The sequence below is a fragment of the Streptomyces ardesiacus genome (genome assembly GCF_003112575.1).
Taxonomy (GTDB): Bacteria; Actinomycetota; Actinomycetes; order Streptomycetales; family Streptomycetaceae; genus Streptomyces; species Streptomyces ardesiacus.
Genome location: NZ_BEWC01000001.1, coordinates 1,273,339 through 1,287,388 on the forward strand (window position 1 = coordinate 1,273,339; position 14,050 = coordinate 1,287,388).

Consider the following 14,050-nt stretch of genomic DNA (forward strand, 5'->3'; position numbering starts at 1 on the left):
GGAAGGGGCGTTGAGTCTTCGATGATGGAACCGACCGCTTCTCTCGTCCGGCTCTCTCCTGGACACCTGACCGGCATACGCCGGCGCACCGGCGACTTCTCCGACCGGGCCGTCGCCGAGGCGTGCGCCATCGGACTGGCCTACTGGTCCTCGGGCCACAGCCCCGCCGGCCTCGACCTCACCGCGGGCACCCTCTTCACCGACGTCCTCGCCTGGGCCGACAACGGCGGTACGGCGCCCGGCGGTTGGGCCGTCGCGGCGGACGGCCGGAGCATCACCCTCCCGGCCGGGACCGCGGCGGACGAGGCACAGCTCGCCCTCGACGACCTGGCCGACTTCCCGGACCGGCCGCTCGGCACCATCGGCCCGTCCGGCCCGGCGCAGCGGCTGGAGGACCTCGCCCGGTGGAACGACACCGGCGCCGACCGGGACCGCCCGACCCTGGTGGAGATGTTCCGCGAGCAGGTCCGCGCCCGGCCGGACGCCGTGGCCGTCGTCGACGCACACCGCACGCTGACCTACCGTCAGGCCGACGAGTTGTCCGCCCAGTTGGCCCATCACCTGATCGCCCGCGGCCTCACCGCCGAGGACGTGGTCGGCATCTCCCTGGAGCGCTCCGCCGAGATGGTCGTCGGCCTGCTCGGGGTGCTCCGGGCGGGCGGCGCCTTCGTCCCGCTCGACCCCCACTGGCCCGCCGAGCGCCGGGCGGTCGTCGTCGAGGACGCCCGGGTCGTCGTCCAGCTCAACTCCTCGGGCGAGCACGCCCCGGACGAGCCGGACGCGGTGGCCGTGGACCTCGACGACTGGCGGTTCGGCTCCCACCCCACCGGGGACACCGGAGTCACCGCTCCCGGTGACGCGCTCGCCTACGTCATCTTCACCTCCGGATCCACCGGACGGCCCAAGGGCGCCATGATCCGGCACGAGGCGATCAGCGAGCGCCTGCTGTGGCAGATCCACGAGATCCTCGGCTTCGGCCACGACGACGCGGCACTGTTCAAGGCGCCGCTGTCCTTCGACATCTCCATCAACGAGATCTTCCTGCCCCTCGTCAGCGGCGGCAGGCTCGTGGTCCTGCGGCCCGGCGGCGAACGCGACCCGCACCACCTGCTGAGCGTCATCGCCGAACAGCGCGTCACCTTCACCTACCTGGTCTCCTCCATGCTGGACGTGCTGCTGGAGATGGCGGGCGACTCGGGGCGCCTCGACAGCCTCCGGCACGTCTGGTGCGGCGGCGAGGTCCTCACGCCCGAGCTGTACGAACGCTTCCGCACCCGGCTCGACATCCCCCTCTACCACGGCTACGGCCCCGCCGAGACGACGATCGGCGTCTCGCACGTCGTCTACCGGGGCGCGGCCGAGCGCCTGTCGACGTCGATCGGCCGGGCCAACCCCAACACCCAGTTGTACGTCCTGGACGACGAACTGCGCCCGGTCCCGGTCGGGGTCGGCGGGGAACTGTACGCGGGAGGACTGCTGCTCGGGCGCGGCTATGTGAACGCGCCCGGACTGACCGCCTCCCGGTTCGTGGCGAACCCGTTCGCGAACGACGGCTCCCGGCTGTACCGGACCGGCGACCTCGCGCGCTTCGCCCCCGACGGCACGCTCGACTTCCTCGGCCGCGCGGACAACCAGGTCAAGATCCGCGGCATGCGCCTGGAGATCGAGGACGTCGAGGTCGGCCTCGCCGAGCATCCCGGCGTGCGCCACACCTGCGTCGTCGCCAGGAAGAACGCGGCGGGCGGCACCTACCTGGTGGGGTACGTGATTCCGGCCGCCGGGCACGAGGACCTGCGCGCGGACGAGGTCAGGGCGTGGGCCGGCGAGCACATGGTGGAGTACATGGTGCCCGCGCACGTCGTCGTGACGGCCGAGTTCCCGCTCACCGCGAACGGCAAGATCGACCGGAACGCGCTGCCCGAGCCGGTCGTGGGCACGGCCGCGCTGGTCCCGCCCGCCACCGACGAGGAGCGGGCGGTGTGCGCGGCGGTCGCGGAGCTGCTCCACCTCGACCAGGTCGGCGTCGACCAGGACTTCTTCCGGCTCGGCGGCGACAGCATCCTCGCGATCTCGCTGCTGAGCGCCCTGCGCGACGCCGGGCTCTACGTGAGCGCCGGGCAGATCTTCGCCCACAGCACGCTGGGCGCCCTGGCGGCGGTGGCGAGCCGCGAGGACACCACGAGGACGGACCACCGCGACGTCCCCACCGGGACCGTCGTGGGATCGCCGGTGGTGCAGTGGCTCGGCGAGACCACCGACGCCGTCGACGGCTTCGTCCAGTCCGTTGTGCTCAACACCCCCGCCGGTCTGACCGCCGACGCGCTCGACGCGATCCTGGCCGCCCTCGTGCGCCGTCATCCCATGCTGCGGGCCCGGCTGGTGCGCGGCGAGCGCTGGGGATTCGACATCCCGGAGGCGGACGCGGCTCCCGACGCGGCCCGCTGGCAGGAGAGCGACCAGCCCCTCGACGCCTGCGTCGCCCTCGCCACCGCCCAACTCGACCCGGCGGGCGGCGCGATGCTGCACGCCGTCTGGCGCCGTGCGGCACGCCACCTGGTCGTCGTCGTCCACCACGTGGTGATCGACGGTGTGTCCTGGCGGGTGCTGATGGACGACCTGGCCACGGCGTGGCGGCAGCTGGCCTCGGGGGCGGCGATCGAACTCCCGCCGACGGGGACCTCGTTCCGGCGCTGGACCCAGCTCCTGGAGCGCGCGGCCTTCGACGCGGACAGCACCTGCTTCCGCCGCCCGCTGCCGGGGCCGGACGCGCCCCTGGGCAGACGTGCCCCGGCCCCGGACGACACCGTGGCACACGAGCGCATCCGGACCGTCGCGGTCGACGCCGGGACCACGGCCGCGCTCCTCGGTGACACACCCGCGAGGTTCCACGCGGGCGTCAACGACGTCCTGGTGACCGCCCTCGCCGTCGCCCTCGCCCGATGGCGCCGCGACCTCGGCCAGGACCAGACCTTCGCCCACATCGAACTCGAGGGCCACGGCCGCGAACCGGGCTTCGTCGCCCCCTCCGCCGGCTTCGAGCCGGAACTCTCCCGGACCGTCGGCTGGTTCACCACCCTCTTCCCGGTCACCGTCGATCCCGGCCCGGCCACCGACCCCACCGCACCCGCGTACCTGGCCGCCGCCCTGAAGGCCGTCAAGGAAGACCTCGCGCGAGTCCCGGACAACGGCGTGTCCTACGGCGCCCTGCGCCACCTGGCCCGGGTCGCCTTCGACGCCCCCGCGCCCCAGGTGCTCTTCAACTACCTGGGCCGCTTCGACGCGGGCTCGTCGGCCGACTGGCAACTCGCCCGTACCACGGGGCAACTGGGGGAGAAGCGCGACCCGCGCATGCGCCTGCCCCGCGCCCTGGAATTCAACGCGATCGCCGAACCCGGCCCCACCGGCTCCTACGAGCTGGTCACCACCGTCTCCTGGCCCGACGGCGTGTTCACCGACGCCGACGTCGCGACCCTCGGCACCTACTACCGGGAGGCGCTCACCGGCCTGGCCGCGCTGGAGACCGGCGGCCACACGCCCAGCGACTTCCGCCCGCTCACCCTCACCCAGTCCGACGTCGACGCCCTGGACGGCCCGAGGCTGCTGGACGTCCTCCCGTTGACCCCGTTGCAGGAGGGCCTGTACTTCCACTCGGTCTACGACGGCGAGGCCACCGGCAGCTACGTCGAACAGCAACTGCTCACCCTGGAGGGCGACGTGGACGCCGGCCGGCTCGCCGCGGCCGCCACCCGTCTGCTCACCCTCCACCCGAACCTGGCCGCCCGCTTCGTGCCCCTCGCCGACGGCCGCCTGGTCTCGGTCCTGGAGAGCGGGACCGAGGCACCCTTCACCACGCTGGACCGCCCCGGCATCACCGAGGACGAGATCCGCGCCCTGGCCGAGCGCGACCGCCGCGCCGGATTCGACCTGGCCACCGGTCCACTGATGCGGTACACACTGATCCGCACCGGATCCGGCCGCCACGTCCTGGTGCAGACCGTGCACCACATCGTCGCCGACGGCTGGTCGGTGCCGCCCATGCTGCGCACCCTGCTGGCCGAGTACCACGCGCCGGGCACCGGGTACGCGCGCGGCGGCTTCGCCGACCACGTACGCCGTCTCGCGGCCCGCGACGACGGGACGAGCGACCGGGTGTGGGCCGCACAACTGGACTCACTGCCCGGCCCGTCGCTGATCGCCGAAGGGCACACCCCCTCGGAGCACTTCGCCGACACCGCCGTCACGGCCGACACCGACGTCGACGCAGCGGCCCGGTCGGCCGGTGTGCCGCTGAGCGTCGCCGTGCACAGCGCCTGGGCGCTCACACTGGGCGGCATCCTGCACAGCGACGACGTCGTGTTCGGCTCCACCGTGTCCGGACGCGACGCGGACGTGCCCGGCATCGAGGACATGGTGGGCCTGCTCATCAACACCGTGCCCCTGCGCGCCCGCTGGTCCGCCGACACCACCGCCCGCGACCTCCTCGCCTCCGTCAGGGCACACCAGAGCGCGGTGCTGGAGCACCAGCACGTCCCGCTCGCGCGGACCACCCGCCGCGCCGGTGCCGGTGCCCTCTTCGACACCCTGGTGGTCTTCGACGTGGCCACCGACGTGCACGCACTGCGGCGGCCCGGCGACACCCTCCTCGTCACCGGCCTCGTCAACGAGGGCGCCCCGCACTATCCGCTCACCCTGGTGGTGGAGCGCACACCGCAGGACACCGCCCGCTTCAACCTGATCCACGACACCGGACTGCTGCGGGAGACCGACGCCCGCGAGATCCTGCGCACGTTCACCCGCAACCTCACCGGCCTGCTCACCCGGCCCGACGCCCCGGTCACCGGCCTGGCCTCCGACGGCACCGGACACCTCGAACCGGTCGCCCCCGCCACCCTGGGGGAACTCTTCGACGAGGCAGCGCGCTGTGACCCGGCGGCCACCGCCGTCACCCAGTGCGCCCTCGACGGCGGCACCCGGTCCCTGACCTACGGCGAACTCGCCCGCCGCACGAACGAGTTGGCGGCCGACCTGAGCGCGGCCGGGGTCGGGCCCGGCAAGCGGGCCGCCGTCGCCGTGCCCCCCTCCGTGGAGCAGGTCGTCGCCCTGGTCGCCGTGGTCGGCGCGGGCGGCGCCTACGTACCGCTCGACCCGGCGTACCCGGACGAGCGCCTGGAGTACGTCCTCGCCGACTCCGCCCCGCAGGTCGTCCTCGTCGCACCGGAGCAGCGCGACCGGTTCACGCGGCTGCTGGCCCGCGCGGGCGTACCGGCCCGCGTGCTCGTGCCGGGGGAGGAGCACCCGCCCGCCCCCGGCAGGCCCGGGCCCGCACCACGCCCGCACGACCCGGCGTACGTCATCTACACGTCCGGCTCGACCGGCCGGCCCAAGGGCGTCGTCGTCCCGCACTCCAGTGTCGTGACGCTGCTCGCCCGCACCCGGCCCGCGATGGGCTTCGGCCCGGACGACGTGTGGGTCCAGTTCCACTCCTTCTCCTTCGACTTCGCCGTCTGGGAGCTGTGGGGCGCGCTCGTGCACGGCGGTGAGCTGCTGGTGCCGGAGTACGCGCTGACCCGCTCCCCCGTCGACTTCCACCGCCTGGTCCGCGAGCGCGGGGTGACGGTGCTCAACCAGACCCCGTCGGCCTTCCACCGCTTCGCCGAGGCCGACCGGCACGCGGGCGAACCGCTGCCCGCGCTGCGCCGGATCATCTTCGGCGGCGAGCCGCTGGACCTCGGACGGCTGCGCGACTGGGTCGAGCGCCACGGCACCGGCTCGCCCGAGCTGGTCAACATGTACGGCATCACCGAGACCACCGTCCACGTCACCCGACGAGTGCTGACCGACGCCGACTTCGCGCCCGGCTCCGTCACCGCCAGCCCGGTCGGGGGCCCGGTCCCCGGCCTTGTCACGCACCTGCTCGACGACCGGCTGCGCCCGGTGCCGCCCGGCCGGGTGGGCGCCGTCTACGTCGCCGGCGACCAGGTGTCGCTCGGCTACCTGGGCAGGCCCGGGCTGACCGCGGGCAGGTTCGTGGCGGACCCCTTCCGGACCGACGGCTCCCGCATGTACCACACCGGCGACCTCGCCCGCCGCACGTTCGACGGCGGGCTGGAGTTCGTCGGCCGCGCCGACGACCAGGTGCAGCTCAAGGGATTCCGCATCGAACCGGGCGAGGTGGAGTCCGCGATCCGCGCCCTCGACGGCGTGGTCGACGCCGCCGTCACCGTGGCGGACACCGAGGACCACCTGGTCGCCCACGTCGTGGGCCGGGTGCCCGCGGACATCGCCGAGCGCCTGTCGGCGACCCTGCCCGCGCACATGGTCCCGGGCCGCGTGCTGCCGGTGGACGCCCTGCCGCTGACGGTCAACGGCAAACTGGACCGCAGGGCGCTGACCGAACGCGCGGCCTCGGCACCGCCCGCGCGCAGGGCCCCGGACACCGTGGACGGCTCCGCCCTCGCCTTGCTCGTCGCCCTCTTCGCCGAGGCACTGCCCGGCTCCGACCCGGATGCCGACACCGACTTCTTCGCCGCCGGGGGCGACAGCATCGTCGCCATCACCGTGATCAACCGGGCCCGGGCGGCCGGCCTGCCGATCGCACCCCGCGACGTGTTCCTGCTCCGCACCCCCCGCGCGCTCGCCGAGCACCTGGACACCCGCGCACCCCGGGCCGCGGCACCCATACCCGCCCGTCACGAGGACGGCCCGGTGCCGCCCACGCCGATCATCCTGCGCCAGCGGGGACTCGGCGGCTCGCTCGCCCGGTTCGCCCAGGCCAGGACGCTGGCGGCCCCCGAGGGCACCGACTTCGCCGACGCGGAGCGCGCCGCGCGGGCCGTCGTGGCCACCCACCCGGCGCTGCGGCTGCGGCTGCGCGCCGACCACGGCGTGTGGTCCCTGCGCACGGAGCCCGGCCGCGAGATCACGGTCGTCCGCGCGAGCGGCGGCGACGCGGCGGCCGCGGCCGACGAGGCGGCCGGCCGCCTCGACCCCGAGACCGGCGACCTCGTCGCCTTCACGTGGCTGGAGACGAGCCGGACCCTCGTCGTCACCGTGCACCACTTCGCCGTCGACGCCGTGTCCTGGCTGATCCTGCTGGACGACCTCGCCGACGCGATGCGCGGCGCGGCCCCGGCGCCGCCCACCACGTCCTATGCCGAGTACGCCGCAGCACTCACCCACCGCGCCGCCCAGGAGACCGGCGACGTCGGCCGCTGGATCACCACCCTCCAGGCTCCCGCACCGCTGCCCGCCGCGGGGAAGCGGCGCGAGCGGACGGCCGTCCTCGCACCCGGCGCGAGCGACCTCGTCACGCGGACCGCGCCCGCCGCACTGGGCCTCGGCCTCACCGAGCTGCTGTGCGGGGCGCTGCGCACCGCGCTGACCCGCGTCCAGCCGACGCCCACCGACCTGGCGGTCGACCTGGAGCGGCACGGCAGGGTCCCGGCCCTCGACCACCACGACTACACCCGCACCGTCGGCTGGTTCACCGCCGTCGCGCCCGTGCGGCTCACCGCGCACACCGATCCCGTCGCGGCCGCGCGCGAGGTCGCCGAACGCCAGCCGGACGACCGCGCGCACGCCGCCTACGGCGGGCTCAGGTACCTGAACCCGCAGACCGCGCCACTGCTCGGCACCGCCCACCCGCAGGTCCTGTTCAACTACCTGGGCCGGGGCGCCGAGTCACAGGCACCGCGGATCACCGGCGCCGACCCGGGCAGCCCGTACGCCGTCGAGGTGAACGCCTGGACCGACGCCGCCACCGGCAGCCTGCACGCGGCCTTCACCCTCGCCGAGGGCGTCCCCGACGAGATCACCGAGCACTGGCACCGCGCGCTGGCACACCTCGCCGAGGCCGCGTCGACGGCCGAGCGCACCGCGCCGGTCACCCCCCTCCAGCGGGGCCTGTACTTCCAGGCCCAGTTGACCGGACCGGCCGGGCACTACGTCGCCCAGAGCTGGTTCACCTTCGAACGGCGCCTGGACACCGACGCGTTGTCGCGGGCGGCGGAATACCTCCTCGCCCGGCACCCGGCCGTGGGCGCGGGCTTCACCACGGACGAGGACGGGAACCCCGTCCAGGTGCTCGCCGCCGGCCGGCGGGTCGAGATCCGCACGGCCGAGGCGGCGACCGAGGCGGAGGCCGACGCCCTGCGGCTCGGCGACCGGGAGGCGGGATTCGACCCCGGCCGGCCCCCGCTGATCCGGCTCACCGTGGTCCGCCTGCCCGACGACCGCGACGGCCTGCTGCTCAGCTACCACCTGCTGCTGTGGGACGGCTGGTCGCGGGAGATCGTGCTGCGCGACCTGTTCGCCGCCTACGAGGCCGCCCTCCGGGGCACCCCCCTGGACGCGGTAGCGGCCACCCCCCGCTTCGAGGACCACGCCCGGGCCCTCGCCGCCAAGGACCCCGCCGCTTCGGAACGGTTCTGGGCCGAGCACCTCGCCGGCCTGCCCGGCCCGACGCTGCTCGCCGGACCGTCGCCCGCCTTCCCCGACGGCCTGCCGCGCGCCCTCGTGCACACGCTGACCGCCGCACGGTCGGACGCCCTGCGCGCGGCGGCACGGACCCACGGCGTCACGCTGAACACCGTGCTGACCGGGGCCTTCGGCCTCCTCCTCGGCGCCCGCACCGGGCGCGCCGACGCCGTCTTCGGCGTGACCGTCTCCGGCCGGGACGGCGAAGGGCTGGCCGACGTCGTCGGCGTCCTGCTCAACACCGTCCCCATGTGGACCCGCGCCCGGCCGCACGACACGGTCGGCGGCTACCTGACGGCCGTACAGGCGGCCCGGGTCGAGGCCATGGAACACGAGCACCTGGGACTGGGCGAGATCCAGCGGGCGGGCGGCCACGACACGCTCTTCGACAACCTTTTCGTCCTCCAGAACTTCCTGGACCCGGACGCCTTCGCCGAGATGAACGCCCGGCACGGCATCACCTCGGTGCGGGCCGACGACTCCACCCACTACCCGTTCACGTGGGTGGTCACCCCCGGCGACCGGCTCACCGTCAAACTGGAGTACCGCGACCAGGACACGGCAGGCGCCCGGCGCCTCCTCGACGACTACCTGCGCGTCCTCGACGACCTCACCGCGCGCACCGGGACCGCCGGGCCGGCCGTCCCGATCGGTGCCCTCCCCGGCCTCGCCCCCGCGCCCGAGCCGGCGCCGCGCACCGACATCGGCACGGACACCGTCGTGGACCGCTTCGACCGGGCGGCCGACCGCGACCCGCGACGGACGGCGCTGGTCGCCCACGGCGCGAGCATGACCTTCGCCGAACTGCGGGACCGCAGCCGGGCGCTGGCCGGTGTCCTCACCGGGCGCGGCATCCGCCCGGGGTCGACGGTGGGCCTGGCACTCCCGCGCTCCCTCGACTCGATCGTGGCGCTCTTCGCCGTACTGCGCACCGGCGCCGCCTACGTGCCGCTGGAACTGGACCACCCGGACGAACGCATCGCCGCCGTCCTCGCGGACGCCCGCCCGGAGGCCGTACTCACCGTGAGCACGGTGGCGCACCGGCTAGGGGGCGCCGCCGGTGCCGTCGAGCTGGACCGCCCGCTGCCCGAGGCCGAGCCGTTCGTGACGTTCGCGCCCGACGACCCCGACCGGCTGCGGCACCCCGCGTACACGATCTACACCTCCGGCTCGACCGGCCGGCCCAAGGGGGTGGTGACCGAGTACGCCGGACTCACCAACATGCTGCTCAACCACCGGCGCCGGATCTTCGAACCGGTGCTGGCACAGCACGGCCACCGGACCTTCCGCATCGCCCACACCGTGTCCTTCGCCTTCGACATGTCGTGGGAGGAACTGCTGTGGCTCGCCGACGGCCACGAGGTCCACATCTGCGACGAAGAACTGCGCCGCGACGCCCCCGGGCTGGTCTCCTACTGCCGGGAGCACGGGATCGACGTCGTCAACGTCACCCCGACCTACGCGCAGCAACTCGTGGCCGAGGGACTGCTCGACGACCCCGCCCGCCGGCCCGCGCTGGTGCTGCTCGGCGGCGAGGCCGTCACTCCGGCGCTGTGGACGCGGCTGGCCGGGACCGAGGGCACCGTCGGCTACAACCTCTACGGGCCCACCGAGTACACCATCAACACCCTCGGTGTCGGCACCTTCGAGTGCGCCGACCCCGTGGTGGGCGTGGCGATCGACAACACGGACGTGTACGTGCTGGACCCCTGGCTGCGACCCCTGCCCGACGGGGTTCCCGGCGAGCTGTACGTCGCGGGCGTCGGCATCGCGCGCGGCTACCTCGGTCAGCCCGCCCAGACCGCCCACCGCTTCGTCGCCTGCCCGTTCGGCGCACCCGGCGAGCGCATGTACCGCACCGGGGACCTGGTGGTGCGGCGCCCCGACGGGAATCTGGCCTACCTCGGCCGCACCGACCAGCAGGTCAAGATCCGCGGGCACCGGGTCGAACTCGGCGAGGTCGAGGCGGCGTTCGCCGCCCACCCGGCGGTGCGGTTCGTCGCCGCCGTCGCCCAGCCCGACCCGCAGGTCGACGGCGCGCACCGGCTCGCCGCCTACCTCGTGCTGGACGGCGCCGACCTGGCCCGGGTCGCCGCCGACGTCGGCGCCACGCTGCCGGACTTCCTCCGCCCCACGCACTACGCCCAGGTCGACGGCATCCCGCTGACCGTCAACGGGAAGGCCGACACCAAGGCACTCCCGGAGGCCAGGCCGCTGGGCGCGCTGACCACGGCGGGGGAGCGCGGACCGGAGACGGAGACGGAGACGACGGTGTGCGAACTCTTCGCCGAGGCCATGGATCTGGACGACGACGAGGTGAGCGCGGTGAGCGACTTCGTGGCCCTCGGCGGCCACTCCATGCTGGCCGTGCGGCTGACCGGACTGCTCCGCCGGGAGTACGGTCCAGTGATCACGATCCGCGACCTGTTCACCCTGCGCACCCCGGAAGCGATTGCCCGCCACCTCGATGACCACTCCTGACACCCAGCGGCCCCGCACGGGGTCCGGCATCCTCCGTACCGCCCTGCGGCGCAACGTCGGCGCGATGGCGTGGGGCACCCTCCTCATGGGCCTCTACCAGGCCGGCGAGACCGCCTTTCCCATCGCGCTCGGCCTGATCGTCGAACACACCATGCGCCACCGGAGCCTCGAGGCGCTCGGCCTCTCCGTCGCGGCGCTGGCCGTCATCATCACGACCGTGTCGCTGTCCTGGCGGTTCGGGATGCGGATCCTGCAGAAGGCCAACACGACCGAGGCGCACCGCTGGCGGGTCCGGGTCGCGGGCGCGGGCCTCCAGCCGGTCGCCCGGGACGTCGACCTCAAGTCCGGCGAGGTGCTGACCGTCGCCACCGAGGACGCCGACCAGACCGCCGACATCATCGAGGTGGTGCCGCTGCTGATCAGCTCGCTGGTGGCGGTGCTGATCGCGGCTGTCGCCCTGGGCCTGGCCGACCTCAGGCTCGGCCTGCTCGTCATCGTGGGAACCGTCGCGATCCTGTCCGTGCTGAGCGTGATGTCCCGGCGCATCGGCACCAGCACGCGGGAGCAGCAGGCCAGGGTGGCGCGGGCGGGCGCCAAGGTCGCCGACCTCATCACCGGCCTGCGCCCGCTGCACGGCTTCGGCGGCAACCACGCGGCGTTCCGGTCCTACCGCCGGGTCAGCACCGACGCCAGGCGGCAGGCGGTCACCGTCGCCCGCGTCAACGGCGTCTACGCGGGCACCGCGCTCGCCCTCAACGCGGTGCTCGCCGCCGCCGTGACCCTGACGGCGGGGTGGCTGGCCTTCGAGGGGCGGATCACCATCGGTGAACTCGTCACGGCCGTGGGCCTCGCGCAGTTCATCATGGAGCCGCTGAAGCTGTTCTCGGAGATGCCGAAGTACGTGATGATGGCGCGCGCCTCGGCCGAGCGGATGGCCCTCGTGCTCACCGCCGCGCCGGTGACGACACCGGGCCGCGCCCGGCCGGCCGGGGGCGCGGACCTGGAGGTCGACTGCGTCCGCCACGGGGCGCTGCGCGAGGTGCGGTTCAAGGTGGCGGCCGGCGAGTTCGTGGCCGTCGCCGCGTACCAGCCCCGCGCGGCGGCCGACCTCGCCGCGGTCCTCGCCCTGAACGTCCCGCCCGACGCGTACGGGGGGACGGTGCGCCTGGGCGGACGGGACCTCGCGGACCTGGCGGTGGAGGCGGTCCGTGAACGTCTGCTGGTCAATCCGTACGACGGCGAGATCTTCGCGGGCACCCTGCGCTCCAACATCGACCCGTCGGGCACCAGCCGGACGGTTCCCGAAGCCGTCGAGGCCTCGATGCTGACCGACGTCGTCGCCCTGCACCGGGAAGGGCTCGACCACGCCGTCCGCGACCGCGGCGCCAACCTCTCCGGGGGCCAGCGCCAGCGGCTCTCCCTGGCCCGCGCCCTGGCCGCCGACGCCGACGTCCTGGTGCTGCGCGACCCCACCACGGCCGTCGACGCCGTGACCGAGCAGCTCATCGCGCGGGGCGTCGCCGAGCTGCGCCGGGGCCGTACCACCCTGGTGATCACCAGCAGCCCCGCGCTGCTGGACGTCGCCGACCGCGTGCTCGTCCTGGACGACGGCGTCGTCACCGCGGAGGACACCCACCGCCGGCTCCTGGCCACCGACGAGGAGTACCGGCTGGCAGTGACCAGATGACCGGCCGGCCGTTGACCAAGTGCCCCGCGCCGGATGTTTGGTCCGGCGCCGAAGGGAAAGGGGCTCCGTGATCACCGGAGGCGACCGTCCGGTGCGAAGCGCGTGGAAACACAACCGCAAGGAGGTACCGATGTCCTCGAAACGACGTCGCAAGAAGAAGGCCCGCCGCAAGAACGGCGCGAACCACGGCAAGCGTCCCCAGAGCTGAGGACACCCCGGCGCTGACGGGTGGGCGGCGGCCGAGCCGCCCACCCTCACGTTCCGCGGGCCCGGTTCCGTTCCAGTGCCCAGGCCACGTCCCGCAGGAGCGCGTGCCGCCAGCCCGCCCGGTCGTGACCGGACGCCGAACGGGAGACCCGCACGGTCGCCCCGGCCCGCTCGGTCAGCTCCTCCACCAGGCCGCAGTGCGGCAGCATCCGCCGCTCGTGCTCACCCACGTCGAAGGCCACCCGCAGCCCGGACAGGTCCGGCCGCCCGCGCAGCCGGGCCGCGAGCGCACCGCCGAGCGGGCCGCCCAGCGGGTCCGCCAGGTCCGGGGCACCGGGCGTCCACCACACCGACGGCGACTGACAGGCCACCCGCGACACCAGACCGGGGAACTCCAGGGCGGCGTACAGCGCGCTCAGCCCGCCCAGGCTCTGCCCCGCGACCACGAGCCGGTCCGGGTCGGCGGGCACACCGCTCTGGGCGACGAGGGGCAGCAGCTCGTCCCGCACCGCCTCCCACAGCTCGGGCCGGCAGCCGAACTCGGCCGCACGGTCCTTGGCGGGCAGGAACACGAGCGTGACCGGTGGCACGTCACCGCTCGCGACGGCCGAGTCGAACGCGGTCGTGGCCGGGTGCAGGTACAGCCAGTCGTCCCCGTCGAGCAGCAGCACCATGGGCCCGCCGCCGCCCGCCGGGTGGACCCGCACGGTCCGCCGGCCGCCGAGCCGCCGGCTCGTCCAGCGCAGCCGGGTGCGGGGCAGGGGCAGGACGTCGTCGGCGCCGACCGCGGGCCAGTGCGGCTGGGGCGGCGCGTCCGGGGTCGCGGCCACGGACCGGTCGCCGCCCGCACCGGCCGGGTTGCACGGGTCGGCGTACGCCGCCTCGCCCACCAGGAACCGGTAGGTCACCCGCAGCCGCGCCGGCATGCGCACCAGCGCGTACCAGCAGTCCGTGGCACGCCACCGGCGCAGCGGCACCGGCTCCGACCAACTCTCGAAGCCGATGACCGCCGCCTCGGAACCGCGGCGCAGGAACAGGGTCGTCCAGCCGTCGCCGTCCGCCACCGGCGCGGGGGTGCGTACGGCGGCCCAGAAGGCGTCGGTGCCAGGGGCGCCGGGCAGCCCGAACCCGGCGAACGGCTCTTCCCCCGCCAACTCCATGAAGGTCTCCTTGTGGAGCGCGAAGCCCGAGGACTAAGCT

Annotated in this window: 4 protein-coding genes; 3 read left to right on the forward strand and 1 reads right to left on the reverse strand. The window is 74.5% G+C overall.

The genetic code is table 11. From position 1 onward, the window contains the following. Window positions 1-21: 21 nt before the first annotated feature. From Sdi02f_RS05540 to Sdi02f_RS36970, 3 genes are all read left to right on the forward strand, one after another. Window positions 22-10,956, forward strand: coding sequence for a non-ribosomal peptide synthetase (locus Sdi02f_RS05540; protein ID WP_108932779.1), 10,935 nt, complete (start codon window positions 22-24; stop codon window positions 10,954-10,956). Further along, window positions 10,943-12,643, forward strand: a complete 1,701-nt coding sequence (locus Sdi02f_RS05545; protein WP_167458122.1) for an ABC transporter transmembrane domain-containing protein — start codon at window positions 10,943-10,945, stop codon at window positions 12,641-12,643. The genes Sdi02f_RS05540 and Sdi02f_RS05545 overlap by 14 nt, the downstream gene beginning before the upstream one ends. A gap of 130 nt (window positions 12,644-12,773) precedes the next feature. Continuing rightward, window positions 12,774-12,851, forward strand: a complete 78-nt coding sequence (locus tag Sdi02f_RS36970; RefSeq protein ID WP_370454205.1) for a 50S ribosomal protein bL37 — start codon at window positions 12,774-12,776, stop codon at window positions 12,849-12,851. A 46-nt stretch (window positions 12,852-12,897) separates the two neighbouring features. Here the strand turns inward: Sdi02f_RS36970 and Sdi02f_RS05550 are convergent, their stop codons facing one another. Then, window positions 12,898-14,010, reverse strand: a complete 1,113-nt coding sequence (locus Sdi02f_RS05550; protein WP_108932780.1) for an alpha/beta hydrolase-fold protein — start codon at window positions 14,008-14,010, stop codon at window positions 12,898-12,900. Window positions 14,011-14,050: the final 40 nt, after the last annotated feature.

What these genes read in the sequence shown, in the direction of transcription:
- Sdi02f_RS05540 (WP_108932779.1), top strand. Translation starts at nt 22, where the DNA reads ATGATGGAACCGACCGCTTCTCTCGTCCGGCTCTCTCCTGGACACCTG.
- Sdi02f_RS05545 (WP_167458122.1), top strand. Translation starts at nt 10,943, where the DNA reads ATGACCACTCCTGACACCCAGCGGCCCCGCACGGGGTCCGGCATCCTC.
- Sdi02f_RS36970 (WP_370454205.1), top strand. Translation starts at nt 12,774, where the DNA reads ATGTCCTCGAAACGACGTCGCAAGAAGAAGGCCCGCCGCAAGAACGGC.
- Sdi02f_RS05550 (WP_108932780.1), bottom strand. Translation starts at nt 14,010, where the DNA reads ATGGAGTTGGCGGGGGAAGAGCCGTTCGCCGGGTTCGGGCTGCCCGGC.